Source organism: Neorhizobium sp. IRS_2294, from assembly GCF_050500145.1.
In the GTDB taxonomy this organism is placed as follows: Bacteria; Pseudomonadota; Alphaproteobacteria; order Rhizobiales; family Rhizobiaceae; genus Neorhizobium; species Neorhizobium soli.
Genome location: NZ_CP191439.1, coordinates 3,055,222 through 3,073,846, shown reverse-complemented (window position 1 = coordinate 3,073,846; position 18,625 = coordinate 3,055,222). Strand labels below are relative to the sequence as shown.

Sequence of the window (18,625 nt, the reverse complement as noted above, 5' to 3'; positions counted from 1 at the left end):
GCCCCTGCTTTTTTCAAGAATTGCAAACCGCTAGCCGCCTCGACGGCTTGGATTGCGGCTTCACGCTGGCTCTCAATCAGTATCCAACAATAGGAATTCGAAGATGGCCCCAACCCAAGGCGTGAAGACGATCACGACAAATGTTGGTTGGAGTGTGCTGTCAAAGACCGCCACATTCGGGCTGAAATTTGTCACTGTACCGATATTGGCAAGACTGTTGACCCCGGAAGATTTCGGAACGGTGGCTGTCGCACTCACCGTTGTACAGTTTTTGGCGATGATCGGTGGTGCCGGTTTGACGTCGGCGCTGATCGTCGATCGGGACAGTGGCATGGATACGGTGCACACCGTTTTCTGGGCCAATCTCGCGATGTCTTTGATCATGTCGGTGATCCTTTTCCTCGGTGCAAACGGCATCGGCAGCTGGATGGGTGCGGCCCAGAGCGCCGATCTCCTGCGTATCATGGCCTTTCTCATTCCGCTGCAGCTGACGGCCGATGTCGCCTATTCGCTGCTCGCCCGTGAGATGAATTTCAGCAAGGACGCGATCCTCAGCACCGTATCGGAAACCACGGCGGCGCTGGTCGCCCTGGCGCTCGCCTTTATGGGGTTCGGCATCTGGGCGCTGGTCGTGCAGCTGTTTTCCTCGGCGGTGATCCGGCTTGTCGGCCTCTACTCGATCACGCGCTACGTGCCGCGTTTTGTCATCAAGCCGGATCGCATGGGGCCGCTGGTGCGCTATTCTTCAGGGCTGATGGGGTCCGAGATCGCCAATTTCGTGACCTTTCAGGCGCCGATGGTGGTGATCGCGCGAATGCTGACGCTTGCCGATGCGGGTGCCTATTCGGCCGCCAACCGGTTTGCCAGCATTCCGAACCAGGTCGTGCTGTCGGCGGTAATGGGCGTGCTGTTCCCCGCCTTTAGCCTGATGGGCGACGACCGCAAGCGCCGCACCGACGCCCTGATGCTGTCCACTCAGGTAATGACGGTGGTGCTGGCGCCGGCCATGTTCGGGCTTTGGGCGGTGGCGGAACCGGCCATGCTGGTGCTGTTCGGGCCGCAATGGGCCTATGCCTGGCCGGTGCTTGGCCTGCTCGCGCTGTCGAAGGCGATCGTGACGCCCTGCAGCACGTTCATCCCCTACCTCAAGGGCACCGGCCAAAGCCGTGTGCTGTTCTGGTCGGCGGTGCTGCGCGCCATTGCAACGACACTCGCCATCATGCTCGGCGCCACCTATGGCAGCCTTGTCGATGCCATGGTGGCGCTTTGCGTCGTCAACGCCATCACGCTGGTCGGTTATTCCTGGGCCGTGTTCCGGGTCGACGGCATTCCGTTCTTTTGGGGTCTGATGACCAGCAGCCGGTCGATGCTCACCTCGCTCGTCATGGGCGTCGGGGTCCGGTTGACCCTTTCCACCTTCGAAGCACAGCTCACCAGTCCCTATCTCCAGCTCCTCGTTGGCGCTGTCGTGGGCGGCGTGCTCTACGGCGCCATGTTCCTCGTGACGGAAAGGGCGCTCGTCAAAAAAATAATCGGCATGGTCAAGCGGCGTCGTGGTGGGTCGGTTGCGGACGCACCTCCTGCATAACGAAGGATGCCCTTGCCTCATCGTTGAGACGCATTTTCGCCTTAATCGCGCCGCAATCGGGCGAGGATGCGAACCGATTTGATTGAGTGTCGTCTGAGGTCGAAGTTATTTTCACGACGAATTGATTTTTTTCTCTGTTGTGCAGTGCAGCATAAGAAATCAGTGATCCCCCCGGAATCCATAGCGTTTCAGCACTCGCGAAAGTAGAACTCGCGAATGGAACGGGTAAGGGGATGCCGCTGCGGGCCGGGCGGATTCCGGCTTTTCGCTGCGCCGCCACATTTTGTGCCAAACTGCACCTGATCCTTGGCACTCGAAAATGCGGGCTCAAAGTCTGCTCTGATTGAAACGGTGGTGACGGGAGGCGCCGCCCAAAAAGGGTAGTTCGTTTGACTGTTGATCAAACCATTTCCTCCCGTATCAATTTGATGCGCATCCTTCTGATCTCGGGCATCGTGTTCGTCCACGTCCCGTTCGATCCGCAGACCAGCCCGTTCCTCGGCCAGAACGGTTTCTTCGATTGGCTCCGCGTGTTTTTTGGCGACAGCCTGTTTCGTATCGGCGTGCCGTGCCTCAGCGCGATTTCCGGCTATCTGCTGTTTCGCCGTGGCTGGGATGCTTTCGACTACGGCAAGGTGATGCAATCCAAGGCGCGGACCGTGCTTGTGCCGTTCCTGTTGTGGAACCTCGGCCTGTTCGCCGTCGTCCTTCTGGTGCAGCGCGCCGGCATGGGCATCGGGTATTTCCCGGACCTGTGGAATGCATCCTCCCGTGAACTGGCGAACTATGCGTTTGCGAGCGAGAATTTTCCCGTCGACATCCCGCTCTATTTCCTGCGTGATCTTGTCGTCTGCATCGCCCTGTCGCCAATCCTTGCCTTCTTCGTGCGCAAGGCTGCGGTGCCGACGTTGGTCATCCTGTTCGTGGTGGCGATCCTGCCGGATCTCACGCTCTTCATCGTTTTGAAGAAGTCGATCCTGTTCTCCTTTACCTTCGGCATCTTCCTCGCATTGAACCGCATCGATCTCTCGGCGCTCGACCGTTTCGCCATTCCTGGAACGGCACTGGTTGTCGCCGCCGCCGTCCTGTTGTCGATCGCGCTTTATCAGACGGGACCGGACTATTCCTGGTCGCTCGAGCTTCTGCGCAACGCGCTGTCGATCATCGGTGCGGGCGGATTCTGGCTGATGTCGGCACTTGCTATCCGCTCGACGCTCGGCAAACGGCTGGCCGCCACCGGCAGCCTCAGCTTCTGGATCTTCTGCGCCCATTACCCGCTGCTCGTGGTGATGTGGATGGTCTGGAACCGCATTGCGGGCGATCAGCTTTACCCGCTGTTCTATGTCGGCGCGATTTCCTCGGCCCTCGTGATTCTAGTGATTTCGAATGCGCTGGTGTCGCGCCTTATGCCCGGCCTTTATCAGACGCTGACGGGCAGTCGCGGCCGCAAGGCAAAGCTTGCGCAGACACAGAACTCCAATTCGTCCGGGCATTCCGCGCATGGCCGCGAGCCCGCCCTGACCCACAGAAGAGGTGAAACATGACGGCACCAGCCAGACAGATTCGACCCGCTTTCCGAGCCGCTGCAACGGCATTCGCCGCGTTGACGGTGCTCGCCTGCGCTCCAGCTTTTGCCCAGGCGCCTCAGCCTCCGGCGCCTCCCGGGACAGCCCCTAATGCTCCAGATCAGGCAGCCAGCAAGCATCCGGGTGGCAAACCCCACCCGGGTGGCAAGCCGCAGCCGGATGCCAAGGGCACGTCCTTCGTCGAGAATTTTGATCGGCTCGACCGGTCGTTCTGGTTCGTTTCGAACGGCTGGAACAACGGCGCCCATCAGAACTGCACCTGGTCGCAGCGCCAGGTGACGACGGATGGCGGCAATCTGAAGCTCACCTTCGAGGAGCGCCAGAACAAGGACCGCAAAAACGTCTGCGGCGAGATCCAGACCCGCGCCCGCTTCGGTTACGGTACCTATGAGGCGCGCTACAAGTCGGCGACCGGTCCTGGCCTCAACTCAGCCTTCTTCACCTATATCGGCCCGACCGACAAAAAGCCGTGGGACGAGATCGACTTCGAGGTGCTCGGCAAGAACGTCGATCAGGTTCAGCTCAACCAGTACATCAATGGCAAGGGCAAGAACGAGAAGATCGTTCCCGTCGCCGGTGGCGCGGACAAGGGCTTCAACGACTACGCCTTTATCTGGGAGCCGGAGCGGTTGCGCTACTTCCTCAACGGCAAGCTTGTGCAGGAAGTCACCGACCCGTCGAAGATCCCGCAGAACGCCCAGAAGATCTTTCTGAGCCTGTGGGGCAGCGATACGCTGAAATCCTGGATGGGCCCGTTCGCCTATTCCGGCCCCACCACGATGGAAATCGACCGCATCGCCTATACGGCGCTCGGCGAAGACTGTGCTTTCCCGCAATCCGTGCTTTGCACGCTCGACTGATCTTCGACACGGAGTTGAACGACTTGACACTGCAGGTTCTCTATCTGGCCCATGATCTTGCCGACCCGGCCATTCGCCGGCGGGTGCTGACGTTGAAAACCGGCGGCGCCAGCGTCACGGTCGCAGGCTTCAGGCGCGCGGGAAATCTGCTGGGTCAGGAGGAAGGCGTGCGCTCCATCGATCTCGGTTCAACGCAGGACGGACAGTTCAGCCAGCGCATCAAGGCCGTGATTGCTGCCCGGATGCAGTTGCAAAAGAGGCTTGTCGGCGTTCCGATGCCGGATGTCATCATCGCCCGCAATCTGGAAATGCTGGTTCTCGCCGAGGGGGCCGCGTCGCTGTTCGGCGGCGACGTGCCCGTCGTCTACGAATGTCTCGATATTCACCGCCTGCTGCTCGACGAGGGTGCCAAGGGCCGGGTGCTGCGTGCCGTGCAGCGGCATTTCGCAAAGTCGGCCCGGCTGCTGATCACCAGCTCGCCGGCCTTTGTCGAAAACTTCTTCAAGCCGAAATCGGGGCTCGATCTTCCGGTCCTTCTGCTCGAAAACAAGGTCCTGCAGTTGGGCGAAGCCTCCGTTGCAAAGCCGCAACCGCGTTTGCCGAAGCAGGGTGAACCCTGGAAGATCGGCTGGTTCGGTGCCATCCGCTGCCGCAAGTCGCTCGATATCCTGACGGCCTTTGCCGAAAAGATGAACGGCGGGGTCGAGGTCATCATCCGGGGACGGCCGGCCTATAGCGAGTTTGCCGATTTCGACGCGCAGGTGAAGAACGCGCCGTTCGTGCGTTTCGAGGGTCCCTACCGCAATCCGGAGGATCTGGCGGAGATCTACAACGAGGTGCAGTTCACCTGGGCGATCGATTTCTTCGAGGAAGGGCTGAATTCCGAGTGGCTTTTGCCGAACCGTCTCTATGAAGGCGGGCTGCATGGCGCGGTTCCGATCGCGCTTGCGCGCACCGAGACCGGCCGCTTTGTGGCTAAGCGCGATATCGGCATCCTTCTCGACAACGCGACGCCTACCGATCTGGAAACCCTGTTCTCGGGCATGACCGACGCACTCTACCTCGATCGGTTCGCCCGGCTTGCGGCCGTCGATCGCAGCCAGTGGGTTACTGATGCAGACGATTGCCGCGCCCTGGTCGACAGGCTTGCGGGCCTCAATCGCAATATTTCGCTGGCCGTACCGTCGGTACCGGCCATTTCAACCGTGCAGTCGTGAGGTGAGATAGGTCATGCGTGTGCCTTCGAATGCCGATGTTTCCAGTGGCGACCTGTCCTTGATCCGGACACTGATCGTCGTCCCGTGCCTTGATGAGGCAAAGACCATCGAGCCGCTTTTGCGCAAGCTCGACCAGCAGCGTAGCTCGGCCAGCGACATGATCGTCGTTGCCGATGGCGGCAGCAAGGACGGCACGCAGGAGATCGTCCTTCGCGTCGCTCAGGAACTGCCGAACGTGGCGCTGATGCACAATGCCAAGCGCATCCAGAGTGCGGCGATCAATCTAGCCGTCCAGCGGTTCGGCGCGGAGTTCGAATATCTCATCCGCATCGACGCCCATGGCGATTATCCCGACGATTACTGCCGGACGCTTCTGCAGGAGGCGGTATCGCTGGAGGCGGATTCCATCGTGGTCGGCATGGAAACGGTCGGCTTTGGCCTGTTCCAGCGGGCAACGGCTGCGGCGCAGAATTCCAAGCTCGGCAATGGCGGCTCCAAGCACCGGGCCGGCGGCGGCGGCGAGTGGGTTGATCACGGTCACCATGCGCTAATGCGCATCTTCGCGTTTCAGGCTGTCGGCGGCTACGACGAGAGCTTCAGCCATAACGAGGATGCGGAACTGGATTTCCGCCTTCGCCAATCCGGTTTCCGCATCTGGATGACCGGCAAGACCTACATGACCTACTATCCGCGCTCCAGTGCGTCGGCGCTGTTCCGGCAGTATCTCGGCTATGGCCGCGGCCGGGCGAAGAACCTTCTGAAGCATCGGTCGATCCCCAAGATCCGCCAGGCCATTCCGCTGGCGGTCGCACCGGTCGTGATCGGCGCGGTGCTTGCGGTCCTCTACTGGTGGGCGGCCATTCCGCTGGTTGTCTGGGCGGTCGCCTGCCTCGGCTACGGCGTCTGGATGGCTGTGGGCCAAAATAACCCGCTCGGTCCGCTTGCCGCGGTGTCGGCGATGATCATGCATTTCGCCTGGTCGGCAGGTTTCTGGCTGGAACTGATCGGCATCAAATCGAGGAGGCGTGCATGATCGTGGCTGGCAGCGGCAAGCTCCGCATCGATATCGGCATCTGCACCTATCGGCGCCCGGAACTGGAGGTCACGTTGCGGTCGCTGTTCGCTCTCGACGTGCCTGAACACACGCAGGTCCGGCTGATCGTCGCCGACAATGACGCAGAGCCGAGTGCGCAAGCCCTGGTGGAGAGACTGAAAGCTGTCTCGCCCTTCGAGATCACTTATGTCCATTGCCCGAAATCGAACATCTCGATTGCCCGCAACGCCTGCCTTGCCGCCTGCCAGGCGGATTATCTGGCGTTTATCGACGATGACGAGACGGCCGGTCCTGGCTGGCTCGCAGCGCTTGTCGATCGCGCCGAGGCGACGTCGGCCGATGCTGTCCTCGGCCCCGTCCGCGCCATCTATCCCGCCGATGTGCCGGCCTGGATGCGCAGCGGTGATTTCCACTCGACCAATCCCGTCTGGGTCGATGGGCGTATCGTCACCGGCTATACCTGCAACGTGCTGCTCGACATGCGCTCACCGAAGCTTGCGGCCCGCAAGTTCGCGCTGTCGCTCGGCCAGAGCGGTGGCGAGGATACGCACTATTTCACTCAGCTGACCGATGCCGGCGGACAAATCGAGTTTGCCCGCGAAGCTCTGCTGGAAGAGCCGGTGCCGCACAAGCGCGCCAGCTTCTCCTGGCTTGCCAAGCGCCGCTTCCGCTCCGGCCAGACCCATGGCCGCATCGTTGCCGCAAAGAGTGCCGGTCTGTCGCGGATCAAGAAGGCTGTAATCGCTGCGATGAAATTTGGCTATTGCGCCGTGGTGACGGTGGGAGCGGTCGCTGTTCCCGTCACCCGCACACGCTATGCCCTGCGCGCAGCACTTCACGCCGGTTCGGTCATGGGGACGCTCGGCATGCGCGAGATCCGCCAGTACGGCATGGTGGAGGCCACATGACTTCCGTTGTCACCGCACCCGATGTCAGCTTCGTCATCGCCGCCTACAATGCTGAGGAGACGCTGGAAAGCGCGATCGATAGCGCGCTCTCCCAGGTCGACGTGTCCCTGGAAGTAATCGTCGTCGACGACTGCTCCAGCGACGGCACGCGCGAGCTTGCGCTTCGCTGCCGCGATCGCGACGATCGCGTGAAGCTCATCGTCCAGCCCGCCAATGGCGGACCGGCGGCCGCGCGCAATGCCGGTTTCGACGCCGCAACCGGCCGCTGGATCGCCGTGCTCGATGCCGACGACACGATCCATCCGCAGCGCCTGAAGCGGATGATCGCACGCGCCGAAGCGATGGATGCACGGATCGTGGTCGACAATATCGACGTCGTCCCGCTCGAAGGCGGCGAGCCGACGGCGATGTTTTCGCGCGCCGATCTTGAAACGCGAAAGACGCTTGAGCTCGCCGATTTCATCGAATCCAACATCATCTTCGGCAGCACGTTCAATTTCGGTTACATGAAGCCGATTTTCCGCCGCGATTTCCTCAATCAGCACGGCTTGCGCTTTGATGAGAACCTGCGGATCGGCGAGGATTACATCCTGCTTGCATCTGCGATCGCGAGCGGCGGCGTCTGCGCCATCGAGCCCGAGGCCGGTTACGTCTACCATCTGCGCCACGGTTCGATCTCGCGGGTGCTCAAACCCGAACATCTCACGGCGATGCTTGCCGGCGACGAGAAGTTCCTTAAGCGCTTCTCTCTCGAGCCGCGGGCAATGACCGCCCAGCGCCGCCGCACGCAGAGCATTCGCGAAGCGGCCTCCTTCCTCACACTCGTCGACGAGATCAAGAAACGATCATTCGGCGGGATTCTGAAAACGGCAATCGACAACCCGCGGGCGCTCAAGCACCTGCGCATGCCGATTGCCGTCCGTATGCGCCGGTTCGCAAGAGCTGCCGGCGTTTCTTGACAATCCGATCGACGGGGCGGGGGCGTCCCGGAAAGGACAACGACACTATGGAAATGAGACCTGTTCGCAAGGCGGTCATTCCGGTTGCAGGCAATGGAACACGGTTCCTGCCGGCTACCAAGGCGATGCCAAAGGAAATGCTGACGATCGTCGACAGGCCCGTCGTGCAATATGCGGTGGATGAGGCCATGCAGGCCGGTATCGAGCACATCATCTTCGTGACCAGCCGCAACAAGACTGCGATCGAAGACTATTTCGACAGCAATCCTGAACTGATCGCCAGCCTCACCCGCGCCGGCAAGACCGTTCAGGTGACACAGCTCGAAAAGATGCTGCCGCTTGCCGGCACCGTCAGCTACACCCGCCAGCAGGTTCCGCTCGGTCTCGGCCACGCCGTCTGGTGCGCCCGCGAACTGGTGGGCAACGAGCCCTTCGCTCTGCTTTTGCCGGATATGGTGTCTTATGGCGCCCGCGGCTGCATGGCAGGCCTCGTCGATCTCTATGAGGAAGTCGGCGGCAACGTCTTTGGCGTCGAGCAGTGTGCGCCCGAGGAGACGTCCAGCTACGGCGTCGTCGCGATCGGCGAAAGCAAGCAGCATGGCTTCGAAGTGACCGGCATGGTCGAAAAGCCCGCACCTGCCGATGCACCGTCGAACTATTACCTTAATGGTCGCTATATCCTGCAGCCGCAGATCTTCGAACTGCTGGAAAGCCAGGAACGCGGAGCCGGCAACGAGATCCAGCTGACCGACAGCATGCAGAAACTGCTGCAGAAGCAGCCGTTCCACGCACAGCCCTATACCGGACGGACCTTCGACTGCGGTTCCAAGCGCGGTTTCATCGAAGCCAATGTGGCCTTCGCGATGTTGCGGAGCGATATGGGCGAGGAGATCTATCACTCCGTCAAGGAGCTTCTCGCCAACCACGAAACGAAGGTCAAAGCGGCTTAAGGGCCGCTCCAGCCTAGCAGTCAGACCAAAGCCCGAGGAACGGCAGCCCATTTCTGCCGTTCCTCTCGACAATTCCGGAAAGCGGACAAAGCCATGGACCAGGTTAATTATAGGCCGATGAACATCTTCCCAAACGAGCAAAAAGAAACTGACACGTTCATCGACCTCGACAAGCTGTGGTCGGCAGCCATGCGTCGGCTTGGCGTGATCATCATCTGCGTGGTCGCCATGGTCGCGCTTGCGGCAGCCTATCTGTTTACGGCGCAGCCGAAATACACGGCCGCGACGCAGATCCTGGTCGACGACAACCTGTCCCGCTATGCGGAAGAGGAAACCGAAGGCCAGACCGCGCAGCAGATCGATAACCGCATGTCGAGTTCGGTCGAGATCCTGAAATCGAAGGCGCTGGCGCTCAGCGTCGTCGACAAGGGCAAGTTTGCGGAAAACGATCTGATCGTCGATCCGCCCAAATCGCCGGTCGATCTTGCCAAGGACATGGTGAAAAGCGTTGTCTCGCTGGTGTCATCAGGCGGCCCGTTGCCGAGCGAAGACCAGGTGCGCGCCGGGCGCCGTGAAAAGGCTGCCGCCATCCTTCAGCAGTCGATCACCGTCGAGCGCGTCGGACGCAGCTCGGTCATCTCGCTCTCCGTCCGCTCGCCAGACCCGGTTCTTTCCGCCCAGCTTGCCAAGACCTATGCCAGTTCCTTCCTCACGGAAGAGCTTAACGCCAATTTCGACGCGACCGAGCGCGCTTCCGTATGGCTCCAGGAGCGTTTGAACGACCTCAATATCCGGGCACAGCAGGCATCGCTGACGGTCGAGCAGTATAAGCGCGACAACGGCCTCGTATCGCCACGCGGCGAGCTGATGTCCGCCCAGCAGCTGTCTGATCTCAATACCCAGCTGATCTCGGCACAGGCCGAAGTCGCCAGCGCCCAGGCCCGCTACAATCAGTACAAGGTGATCATCGACAAGGGCTCGGAAGCCGCGGTCGAAAACGCCGTCGTGGCCAACAGAGATACCGACAACACGGTGCTGCAGAACCTTCGCCAGCGCTATACGACGGTCAACGACCGCGAAAGAAGCGTGGTCGAGCAGTATGGCGCCGAGCATCCTCAGGCAATCGCACTCCGCTCCGAAAAGCAGGACCTGGCGCAACAGATCCTGCGCGAGTTGCAGCAGCTGACCGGTTCGTTCCGCAACGAGCTGGATGTCGCAAGCTCGCGCGAGCAGTCGCTGCGCGCCAGCATCGAAAGCGTCGCCGGCCGCAACCAGGATGCCAATGTCTCCATGGTACAGCTGCAGGAACTGCAGCAGCGCGCCGATGCTCTGAAGACGCTCTACCAGTCCTATCTGCAGCGGTTCGAACAGGCGTCGCAGCTGCAATCGCTGCCGATCGCCAAGGCCCGCGTCATCTCGGAAGCCGGCGTGCCGATCTCGCCGTCCAGCCCGCGCAAGACGCTCACCATGGCGCTATCCGTCGTGCTTGGACTGCTGCTCGGCGGCGCACTTGCAGCGCTTCTGGAATTCCGCGAGCGCTTCTTCCGCACCGGCGCCGACGTGCAGGACAAGCTCGGCGTCCGCTTCCTCGGTTACCTCCCGAAGATTGGCAGCGCCCAGACCGACGACAACGGCTCCGACAAGCCAGCCGACGCCATCGACGGCCAGATCCTGCCGGAGGGTGATCCGATCGCGCTTCGCCGCAAGATGCGTGTCGCCGTCGAAGCACCGCGCTCGCAGTTTGCCGAAACGCTGCGCAATGCCAAGCTTGCCGCCGATATCGTGCTGCAGGGTCGCAAATGCTCTGTCATCGGCGTCGTCTCCTGCCTTCCCGGCGAAGGCAAGTCGATGGTTGCAGCCAACCTTGCCGGCCTCATCTCATCCAACGGCGTTCGCACGCTGGTCATCGATGGCGATCTGCGCAATCCGGGTCTGTCCAAGATGCTGGCGAGCGAACCGGATGTCGGCCTGATCGACGTCGTGCTGCAGAAGGTTCCGTGGACGGCGGCTGCCCGCGTCGACCGCCGCTCGCGCCTGACGATCCTGCCGATGACCACCCGCAGCCGCCAGCTTGCCCATACATCGGAGCTTCTCGCCTCGACCGGCATGAGCCAGTTCCTCGAAAGCATCAAGGACACGTTTGACGTCATCATCGTCGACCTGGCACCGCTGATCCCTGTTATCGATGCGAAGGCCTTCGAGCCCTATGTCGACGGCTTCATCTTCGTCACCGAATGGGGTGTCACGCCGGTCAAGGCCGTGCAGAGCGTGCTTCAGTCGGAACCGCAGATTGCCGCAAAGACGATCGGCGTCATTCTCAACAAGACCGAGATGGGCGAGCTGCGCAAATATGCCGATCCGGGCGCGCCAGAGCGCCTGCATTCAAGCTATTCATCCTATTACAAGGATGCCATTCCCGGCGTGCCGCGCTAAGTTGCGGCACGTTCCGAAAGACTGATCGAAGGCCGCCGCTCCCTGAGGAACCGGCGGCCTTTCACGTTTCAGTGGTTGCCGTGTGCCTTTAGCGCCAATGCGTGCTTCCGTGCGGGAACAAAATTCCCTACCATGTCCCCAGTCCGATGATCCGCGAGGCCGAATTTCATGAGCACTCTCAACCGTTTCTCCGTTCACCCGCTGGCATCCATGACGCGATTGCTCGCCGACGTCGCGTCGGCACGGCGCGAGCCTGATCTGGTCATCCGGGATGCACGGATGCTGTCGACCTATTCGGAGCGCATCCTGCCCGGGCGGGAAATCTGGCTCTCCGGCGGCCGTATCGCCGCGGTAAAGCCCATCGGTTCCTACAAGGGAACATCGGCCAAGATTTACGACGCAAAGGGCGGCATTCTCGCGCCTGGCCTCGTCGATCCGCATATCCATATCGAATCCTCGATGGTGACGGCCTGCGCCTATGCGGAGGCTGCCCTTCTCAATGGCACCACCACGATCTTCTGCGACAGCCACGAGATCGGCAATGTCATGGATGTCGCCGGTGTCGAGGCGATGCTGGAAGACGCGCGCATGGCGCCGCTGTCGATCTTCCTGACGGTGCCGAGCACGGTTCCCGCCACCTCGCCGGAACTGGAAACCGCCGGCGGCGACCTGACGCCGGACAAGATTGCAGCCCTGTTCGATAAATGGCCGGAAGCGGTAGCGCTCGGCGAAAAGATGGATTTCGTACCCGTCGCCATGGGCGACGAACGCAGCCATGCGATCCTCGCTGCTGCTCTGTCGCGCAGCCGTCCGGTGTCTGGCCATGTCTATGGCCGAGAATTCGTCGCGGCCTATGCCGCCTCCGGCGTCACCGATACTCATGAGGCGATCGACCGCGATATCGCCGACGATCTGCTGGAGGCCGGGGTATGGCTGTTCCTGCGCGGTGGCCCGCCGACCACGCCCTGGCATTCGCTGCCGCAGGCAATCAAGACGATCACCGAGCTTGGCGCCTCGCACAAGCGCGTCGCCGTCTGCACCGACGACCGCGACGCCGAGGATCTGCTCGCCTTCGGCATGGACTGGGTCACCCGCGAGGCGGTCAAATACGGCATGACGCCGGAACAGGCCTGGGCGATGGGTTCGCTGCATGGCGCAACGCGCTTCGGCATGGAAAACGAGATCGGCGGTCTCGGCGGCGGACGGCGTGCAGATCTGGTGCTCCTCTCCGATAACCTGGAGCCGGTCAGCACCTGGTATGGCGGCGAACTGGTCGTGGACCAGAAGAAGATCACGCCTGTTCTCGATGAGGCTTTGTCCAAGCCCTATCGCTATCCGGAAGCCGCCTATCATACGGTGAAGCTGCCGAAGAACCTCAAGCTGACGCCTGAACTGCCGACCGAGACCGTCATTGCCCACACGATCAAGACGGAGCTGCCGGGCATCACGCTCGGCCATGTCACCGTCACGCTCGAGCCGGCCAACGACTGGCAGACCCAGTTCGATCGCCACGGGCTTTGCTTCGTCACGGTCGTGGAACGTCACGGCAAGTCGCCGGGCAATGTCGCGCATGGTCTGCTCAACGGTTTTGGTCTGAAGAAGGGCGCGGTCGCCTCGTCTGTCGGGCATGACAGCCACAACATCATCGTCGCCGGCACCAATGAACGCGACATGCAGGTGGCGCTCGATGCGATCGAGGCTACCCAGGGCGGCGTCTGCGTCGTGATGGATGGCAAGGTGACCGCCATGGTGCCGCTGCCGATTGCCGGGCTTTTGTCCGACAAGCGCGTCCACGCGGTCGCCGACGAGGTGAAGGCGCTGAAGCTCGAATGGGAAAAGGCCGAATGCACGATCGCCTATATGGGCTTCAACCTTATTCCGCTGTCGGTCATTCCGGATATCCGCATTACCGATAAGGGCCTGGTGCTGGTGCCGGAAATGCAGATCCAGACCCTGTTCGAACCGGCATGAGTTTTTGAGCATGACACCTGAAAACACCGATCTCGCCCGCGTTCTTGCCCATATCGATGCCAACAGCGACAGTTTCGTCGAACGGGTGATGGAGTATGTGAAGCACAAGTCGATCAGCGCCTCCAACGAGGGTATCACGGAGGCCGCAGATATCCTCGTCGGCATCCTCAATGGTCTCGGCATGCAGGCCCAGGCGATCACCACCCGCAACCACCCGATGGTGATCGGCCGCATGGAGAACCAGCCCGGCAAGCCCACCGTGCTTCTCTACGGCCATTACGACGTGCAGCCGCCAGAACCGCTCGACCTCTGGAAAAGCCCGCCCTTCGAGCCCGAGATCCGCGACGGCCGCATCTACGCGCGCGGCATCGGCGACAACAAGGGCCAGCATTTCGCCCAGTTGCTGGCGATTGAATCCTATCTCAAGGTGGTTGGCGAACTGCCCTGCAATGTGATCTTCCTGCTCGAAGGCGAGGAGGAGATCGGCAGTCCCCATATGGCGGAATTCGTCGCGGAGCATGCCGACAAGCTCAATGCCGATCTCGTCGTCACCTCGGATGGCTCGCTGCATGACAGCGGCCGCCCCGTCGTCACGTTCGGCGTGCGCGGAGTCGCTTCGTTCGAGCTGCGCGCAAAGACTGCCATTCGCGATGCCCATTCCGGCAATTTCGGCGGCGTCATGCCGAATGCGATCTGGAAGCTCGTGCATCTGCTCGCAACGATGAAGAACGACCGCGGCGAGATCACCATAGACGGTATATACGATCCCGTCGTGCCGCCGACCGATCTGGAACTGCAGGCGATGGCGGCCTTGCCGCTCGATATCGAGAAGATCAAGGCCGAGCTCGGAATGACGGCGATCGACGAGCCGGCGGATCGTCCCTATTACGAGCGGCTGATGTTCCAGCCGACGCTCACCATCAACGGGTTGCATGGCGGCTATGGCGGGCCGGGGCAGAAGACGGTTCTTCCGAGCGAAGCCTATGCCAAATGCGACATCCGCCTCGTCGAGAGCCTGACGCCGGACTACGTGTTCGAAAAGGTCCGGGCGCATGTGGAAAGATACGCACCCGATGTGGAGTTCGTGCCGCAAAACTCCATGCTGCCATCGAAAACGCCGATGGACAGCCCATTCGCATCCGTGATCCGCGAAGCGATCGTCGCTGCCCGCGGCGTCGAGCCACTGCTCTACCCAAGCCTCGGCGGCAGCCTCCCGGACTACGTCTTCACCAAAATCCTCGGCAAGCCTGCTTTCGTCGTGCCCTACGCCAATGCCGACCAGGCAAACCACGCCCCCAACGAAAACCTCAAGCTCGACCTCTTCCACGCCGGCATCCGCACCGGTGCTGCGCTGCTGGCGAAGCTGGGCGAGATGAAGGGGTGAATGGTAGGGCAGGGATGGTGGAGTGGGGCGCCGAGGCGCTATAATTTACCCTAATAAGGGTCAATCAGAAAATTGACCCAAAACCGGTTCAACGTCCCGGCACCTTCCCAACCGGTTGGGTCCTTCATCAACGCCGCAGTTTACATTGCTGCGCTGGCCGCCTAGGCAGGGTGCCACATCAGGATTGGGCAGGTTACGGATCATGTCGATCAAGCAGAGCGACTATCACCGCATTTACCGGGTCATCAACAGCCTGCTGGTCAACGAGAACGCCAACACCGCCGTTGCCGGGATGTATTTCAGCACGTTCGGCGCGTTCATCCTGCGGCAGCATTACGGGGTCACGGCCACGCCGAAAAGCGGGCTGGCTGCCTATAACCTCGGCGGCACCCGTATCCTCTTCGCAGACCAGCGTGAAGACGGGTATGTCACGGGGGCGGGCGAGAATTTTCATTGCTGGGTGGAGGCCGACGGCTGGGCGATCGATTTCATGGCGCCGGCGTTTTCGCAAAGCGCGTCCGAGCTTCGGGTGCCTTCGAAGATGTTCCAGCGGCCGCTTTCGTCCATGGCTTCGAGCATCAACGATCTCGGGCAGTCCGGCGATTTCTTCTATCAGTCGGAGCCGCAGGCGAGTGCTAGGCGGTTCGCGGATTGGCACAAGCACGCCATGATCGGTGATCTGGCATCCGTTGCCGCAAACTGGTTCCGGAAGTCGCCTAAGCAGATGCCGAAGTCACTGTCCATCGCGAGCGAGCCGGGCAAGAGCGTACCCTTGCTCGGGAATGCGCTTTCGGGCGCCTGGTGATCAGAGGGCGGGATGCTAGCGCACCCCGCCGCCCTTGGTGATCAGCCCTTCTTCAGCGCCGCGTAGGCCACGGCCATCTTGGCAGCGAGGCGGGCGTTGTTTCTGACCAGCTCGATATTGGCTTTCAGGCTTTCGCCCTTCGACAATTCGTTGATGCGGGCGAGCAGGAATGGGGTCAGTTCCTTGCGGCCGATGCCGCGCTCATCTGCTTCCCGCACCGCATCGGCAATCGTGCCGTCGATGAAGTCGGGGGTCAGTGCGGCCTCTTCCGGGATCGGGTTGGCGATCAGGAGGCCGGTGCCGGTGCCGAGCTGGTGGTGGAAATGCATGGCGCTCGCGATCTCTTCTGGCGTGTCCAGCCGGTGATCGGCCTTGTAGCCGCTCTGGCGGGTGAAGAAGGCCGGGAAGTCCTCGGTTCCATAAGCGATGACCGGTACGCGCTGGGTTTCCAGATATTCCAGTGTCTTCGCGATATCGAGGATCGATTTCACGCCGGCGCAGACGACGGCTGTCCTGGTGCGGCCAAGCTCGGTCAGGTCGGCTGAGATGTCAAATGTCTGTTCAGCACCGCGATGCACGCCGCCGACGCCGCCGGTTGCGAAGATCTCGATGCCGGCGAGGTCTGCCAGAAGCATCGTTGCGGACACTGTCGTACCCGCTGTCTGGCCGCGCACCATGGCAACGGCGAGATCGCGGCCGGAGGCCTTTACCACGCCCTTGGCCTGAGCCAGATTTTCCAGCTCGTCCCGTTCCAGACCGACGCGCAGTTCACCGTCGATGACGGCGATGGTAGCAGGCACGGCGCCGTTTTCACGCACGACTGCCTCGACCGATAGCGCCGTCTCCAGATTGGCCGGGTAGGGCATGCCATGGGTGATGATGGTCGATTCGAGCGCCACGATGGCACCGCCGTTTGCGAGAGCGTCTGCAACTTCCGGGCTGAGTTTCGGCTTCAGCAATGACATGGGATTTCCTTTCTGGAAGCAGTTCCGGCAAAGCCGTGAAGCGGTTTTGCGTCTGGACCTGCGTTGGGATTAAACTGGAAGCACTGGCGTACTTCAGGACAAACGGTGCATATGGGCCTGCAAAAAGGCCTCGGAGAGTTCGGGGTGGACGCTTGCAGCGCTTTCGGTGGTGAGCGTCGCCACCAGCGCGCCGATGCGGGCAGCGGTGTGGATGTCGTCGCCGGCGATTACCCGGTGCAGGGTTCCGGCAATCATCGCATCGCCTGCGCCGGTCATGTCGATCGCCTTGGCTTCGACTGCTTCGAAACTGCCCGAAGCGTCTATGCCGGCAACCGCAATGCCGGCAGCACCCATCGTCACCACCGCCTCGCGGGCGCCGGCCGCCTGCAGGCCACGTGCCGCCTTCAGCGCATCGTCGATCGTTTCGCGGGCCGACAGGCCGAGAATGGCGTTCGCCTCGTCGATATTCATGAACAGAAGGTCGATACCGGTGAGGTCTTTCGGCAGGCGCATGGCCTTGACGGTCGAGACGGCGTCGATCGCCAAGCGGAAGCGCGCGTCGCGCCTGCGCGTGATCAACGCTGCCAGCGTCTCTGTGGGCGGGTTGCAGTCGGAGAACACGAAGCTTGCGGAAGCCAGATGGGGCCAGACGCGGTCGAGATGTTCAGGGCGCAGCAGGTCGAATATGCCCATGTCGGCAATGCCGAGCGAAAGATCGCCGTGCGGATCGAGGATGGCCGCATATTCGGCGGTCGGTCGCTCGGTGCTGATGATCATCTGGCTGACGTCGATGCCGCGCTCGCGCATATAGGTCATCAGCGTGCGGCCGCCTTCGTCGTCGCCGACGATCGAGATGAAGCCGGTTTGCGTGCCGAGACGGGCGAGGTTCTCGGCGACGTTGCGGGCAACGCCACCCATCGAGCGGGTGCTGTCGACGGGGTTCGATGTGCCAGGCACGATCTCCTGCTTCGCGTGGTATTTCCGGTCGAGAACGGCGCCGCCGAGGCAGATGGCGCGCGACGGCTGCGGCATGACATAGCCGCGGCCGAGAACATGGCCCTTCTGCATCAGCTGCACGATATGCGCTGCCACCGTGGAGCGGGCGAGGCCCAGCATCTCGGCAATCTCCTGCTGTCCGGCAAAGGGATTGTCCCTGATAATGCCGAGAACGGCGGCTTCCTGGCTGGTCAGATCGTCCATCGTGGCTTCCCGTGAAGGTTCACGGTGTATAAACAACTGTTCCTCTCGTCAACAGTTGTTTTGTGGGCGCTTCACGCCGTCAGTTGCGCACCCGCAGGCCGTCCATCAGAAGCATGATCAGGCGATTGCCGCTGGCGCGCCATTCGGGGGAATCGGGGATGGAATAGATGCTCGACATGGCATGCATCAGATCCGCGTGGCCGATATCGCTGCGGATGAGATTTGCCTCGCGGCCGTTTGCAAGAAGTCTGTCGAGCGCCTGCCGAATAGTACCGAAGCCTTCGGAAAACAGTGTCGTGTTGGAGCTGGCGATGATTTTCAGGCTGTTGGCCATGCCACGCTTGGTTGCCATATAGCCGACGAAGCGCAGCATCCACAGCTCCAGTGCCTTGTCGGCGGGATGATTGGCGGCAAGTTCGTCTGCTGCTGCCGCCAGTGCCGTCAGCTCGCGGCGATAGACGAGTTCGACCAGATGTTCGCGGGTCGGGAAATGCCGATAGAGCGTGCCAATGCCGACGCCGGCCTGGCGGGCAATCTCTTCCAGCGAGGTCTCGACGCCCTTTTCCGCAAAGGCCTGGGCTGCCACCTCGACCAGCTTTTCGCGGTTGCGGCGAGCGTCCGCGCGAAGTTTCGGAGCCGGGGTCTGTGCATTTTTCGGCGTGGCCAAAGCCCGAAATCCTGTTCCAGTGGTTAGGCTCTCTGAGGGTCGCAATTCTGGTTTCCGGCATCCTGAAACGGATGTTTT

Annotated in this window: 15 protein-coding genes; 12 read left to right on the top strand and 3 right to left on the bottom strand. The window is 61.6% G+C overall.

Translation table 11 applies throughout. The features are described 5' to 3' along the window. The first annotated feature begins 103 nt into the window (after nt 1-103). From ACQY1K_RS14860 to ACQY1K_RS14805, 12 genes are all read left to right on the top strand, one after another. Nucleotides 104-1,588 (top strand): lipopolysaccharide biosynthesis protein, encoded by a 1,485-nt coding sequence (locus ACQY1K_RS14860; protein WP_184654520.1) that lies wholly within the window; start codon nt 104-106, stop codon nt 1,586-1,588. 389 nt (nt 1,589-1,977) lie between these two features. Further along, on the top strand, nt 1,978-3,132 hold the full coding sequence (locus ACQY1K_RS14855; RefSeq protein WP_244476238.1) for an acyltransferase family protein: 1,155 nt from the start codon (nt 1,978-1,980) through the stop codon (nt 3,130-3,132). Then, on the top strand, nt 3,129-4,034 hold the full coding sequence (locus tag ACQY1K_RS14850) for a family 16 glycosylhydrolase (RefSeq protein WP_430257726.1): 906 nt from the start codon (nt 3,129-3,131) through the stop codon (nt 4,032-4,034). Before ACQY1K_RS14855 ends, ACQY1K_RS14850 begins: the two co-directional genes overlap by 4 nt. Before the next feature lie 23 nt (nt 4,035-4,057). After that, the gene (locus ACQY1K_RS14845) at nt 4,058-5,251 is read left to right on the top strand and encodes a glycosyltransferase (RefSeq protein WP_430257725.1); all 1,194 of its coding nucleotides are present in this window, start codon (nt 4,058-4,060) and stop codon (nt 5,249-5,251) included. A 13-nt stretch (nt 5,252-5,264) separates the two neighbouring features. Further along, a complete protein-coding gene (locus ACQY1K_RS14840; RefSeq protein WP_430257724.1) occupies nt 5,265-6,284 on the top strand; it encodes a glycosyltransferase family 2 protein in 1,020 nt (339 codons plus the stop codon). Next, the gene (locus ACQY1K_RS14835; RefSeq protein ID WP_430257723.1) at nt 6,281-7,213 is read left to right on the top strand and encodes a glycosyltransferase family 2 protein; all 933 of its coding nucleotides are present in this window, start codon (nt 6,281-6,283) and stop codon (nt 7,211-7,213) included. Before ACQY1K_RS14840 ends, ACQY1K_RS14835 begins: the two co-directional genes overlap by 4 nt. Continuing rightward, nucleotides 7,210-8,172, top strand: a complete 963-nt coding sequence (locus tag ACQY1K_RS14830) for a glycosyltransferase family 2 protein (protein ID WP_430257722.1) — start codon at nt 7,210-7,212, stop codon at nt 8,170-8,172. The genes ACQY1K_RS14835 and ACQY1K_RS14830 overlap by 4 nt, the downstream gene beginning before the upstream one ends. A gap of 47 nt (nt 8,173-8,219) precedes the next feature. Beyond that, on the top strand, nt 8,220-9,122 hold the full coding sequence (locus ACQY1K_RS14825) for a UTP--glucose-1-phosphate uridylyltransferase (RefSeq protein ID WP_430257721.1): 903 nt from the start codon (nt 8,220-8,222) through the stop codon (nt 9,120-9,122). Nucleotides 9,123-9,215: 93 nt separating this feature from the next. Next, nucleotides 9,216-11,555, top strand: a complete 2,340-nt coding sequence (locus ACQY1K_RS14820; protein WP_062581882.1) for a Wzz/FepE/Etk N-terminal domain-containing protein — start codon at nt 9,216-9,218, stop codon at nt 11,553-11,555. Nucleotides 11,556-11,723: 168 nt separating this feature from the next. After that, nucleotides 11,724-13,526, top strand: a complete 1,803-nt coding sequence (locus ACQY1K_RS14815) for an adenine deaminase (protein ID WP_430257720.1) — start codon at nt 11,724-11,726, stop codon at nt 13,524-13,526. Nucleotides 13,527-13,536: 10 nt separating this feature from the next. Then, the gene (locus tag ACQY1K_RS14810; RefSeq protein ID WP_430257719.1) at nt 13,537-14,910 is read left to right on the top strand and encodes a M20/M25/M40 family metallo-hydrolase; all 1,374 of its coding nucleotides are present in this window, start codon (nt 13,537-13,539) and stop codon (nt 14,908-14,910) included. A gap of 202 nt (nt 14,911-15,112) precedes the next feature. Continuing rightward, nucleotides 15,113-15,715 carry a DUF2026 family protein gene (locus ACQY1K_RS14805; RefSeq protein ID WP_430257718.1) on the top strand — a complete coding sequence of 201 codons (603 nt, stop codon included), beginning with the start codon at nt 15,113-15,115 and terminating at the stop codon, nt 15,713-15,715. A gap of 41 nt (nt 15,716-15,756) precedes the next feature. Here ACQY1K_RS14805 and ACQY1K_RS14800 read toward each other — a convergent pair whose 3' ends face one another. From ACQY1K_RS14800 to ACQY1K_RS14790, 3 genes are all read right to left on the bottom strand, one after another. Continuing rightward, on the bottom strand, nt 15,757-16,680 hold the full coding sequence (locus ACQY1K_RS14800) for a pseudouridine-5'-phosphate glycosidase (protein ID WP_430257717.1): 924 nt from the start codon (nt 16,678-16,680) through the stop codon (nt 15,757-15,759). Between the two features lie 93 nt (nt 16,681-16,773). Further along, nucleotides 16,774-17,880 carry a carbohydrate kinase gene (locus ACQY1K_RS14795; RefSeq protein ID WP_430257716.1) on the bottom strand — a complete coding sequence of 369 codons (1,107 nt, stop codon included), beginning with the start codon at nt 17,878-17,880 and terminating at the stop codon, nt 16,774-16,776. A gap of 79 nt (nt 17,881-17,959) precedes the next feature. Continuing rightward, the gene (locus ACQY1K_RS14790) at nt 17,960-18,547 is read right to left on the bottom strand and encodes a TetR/AcrR family transcriptional regulator (RefSeq protein WP_430257715.1); all 588 of its coding nucleotides are present in this window, start codon (nt 18,545-18,547) and stop codon (nt 17,960-17,962) included. Nucleotides 18,548-18,625: the final 78 nt, after the last annotated feature.

What these genes read in the sequence shown, in the direction of transcription:
- ACQY1K_RS14860 (WP_184654520.1), top strand. Translation starts at nt 104, where the DNA reads ATGGCCCCAACCCAAGGCGTGAAGACGATCACGACAAATGTTGGTTGG.
- ACQY1K_RS14800 (WP_430257717.1), bottom strand. Translation starts at nt 16,680, where the DNA reads ATGTCATTGCTGAAGCCGAAACTCAGCCCGGAAGTTGCAGACGCTCTC.
- ACQY1K_RS14820 (WP_062581882.1), top strand. Translation starts at nt 9,216, where the DNA reads ATGGACCAGGTTAATTATAGGCCGATGAACATCTTCCCAAACGAGCAA.
- ACQY1K_RS14805 (WP_430257718.1), top strand. Translation starts at nt 15,113, where the DNA reads ATGTCGATCAAGCAGAGCGACTATCACCGCATTTACCGGGTCATCAAC.
- ACQY1K_RS14795 (WP_430257716.1), bottom strand. Translation starts at nt 17,880, where the DNA reads ATGGACGATCTGACCAGCCAGGAAGCCGCCGTTCTCGGCATTATCAGG.
- ACQY1K_RS14850 (WP_430257726.1), top strand. Translation starts at nt 3,129, where the DNA reads ATGACGGCACCAGCCAGACAGATTCGACCCGCTTTCCGAGCCGCTGCA.
- ACQY1K_RS14825 (WP_430257721.1), top strand. Translation starts at nt 8,220, where the DNA reads ATGGAAATGAGACCTGTTCGCAAGGCGGTCATTCCGGTTGCAGGCAAT.
- ACQY1K_RS14810 (WP_430257719.1), top strand. Translation starts at nt 13,537, where the DNA reads ATGACACCTGAAAACACCGATCTCGCCCGCGTTCTTGCCCATATCGAT.
- ACQY1K_RS14830 (WP_430257722.1), top strand. Translation starts at nt 7,210, where the DNA reads ATGACTTCCGTTGTCACCGCACCCGATGTCAGCTTCGTCATCGCCGCC.
- ACQY1K_RS14835 (WP_430257723.1), top strand. Translation starts at nt 6,281, where the DNA reads ATGATCGTGGCTGGCAGCGGCAAGCTCCGCATCGATATCGGCATCTGC.
- ACQY1K_RS14815 (WP_430257720.1), top strand. Translation starts at nt 11,724, where the DNA reads ATGAGCACTCTCAACCGTTTCTCCGTTCACCCGCTGGCATCCATGACG.
- ACQY1K_RS14840 (WP_430257724.1), top strand. Translation starts at nt 5,265, where the DNA reads ATGCGTGTGCCTTCGAATGCCGATGTTTCCAGTGGCGACCTGTCCTTG.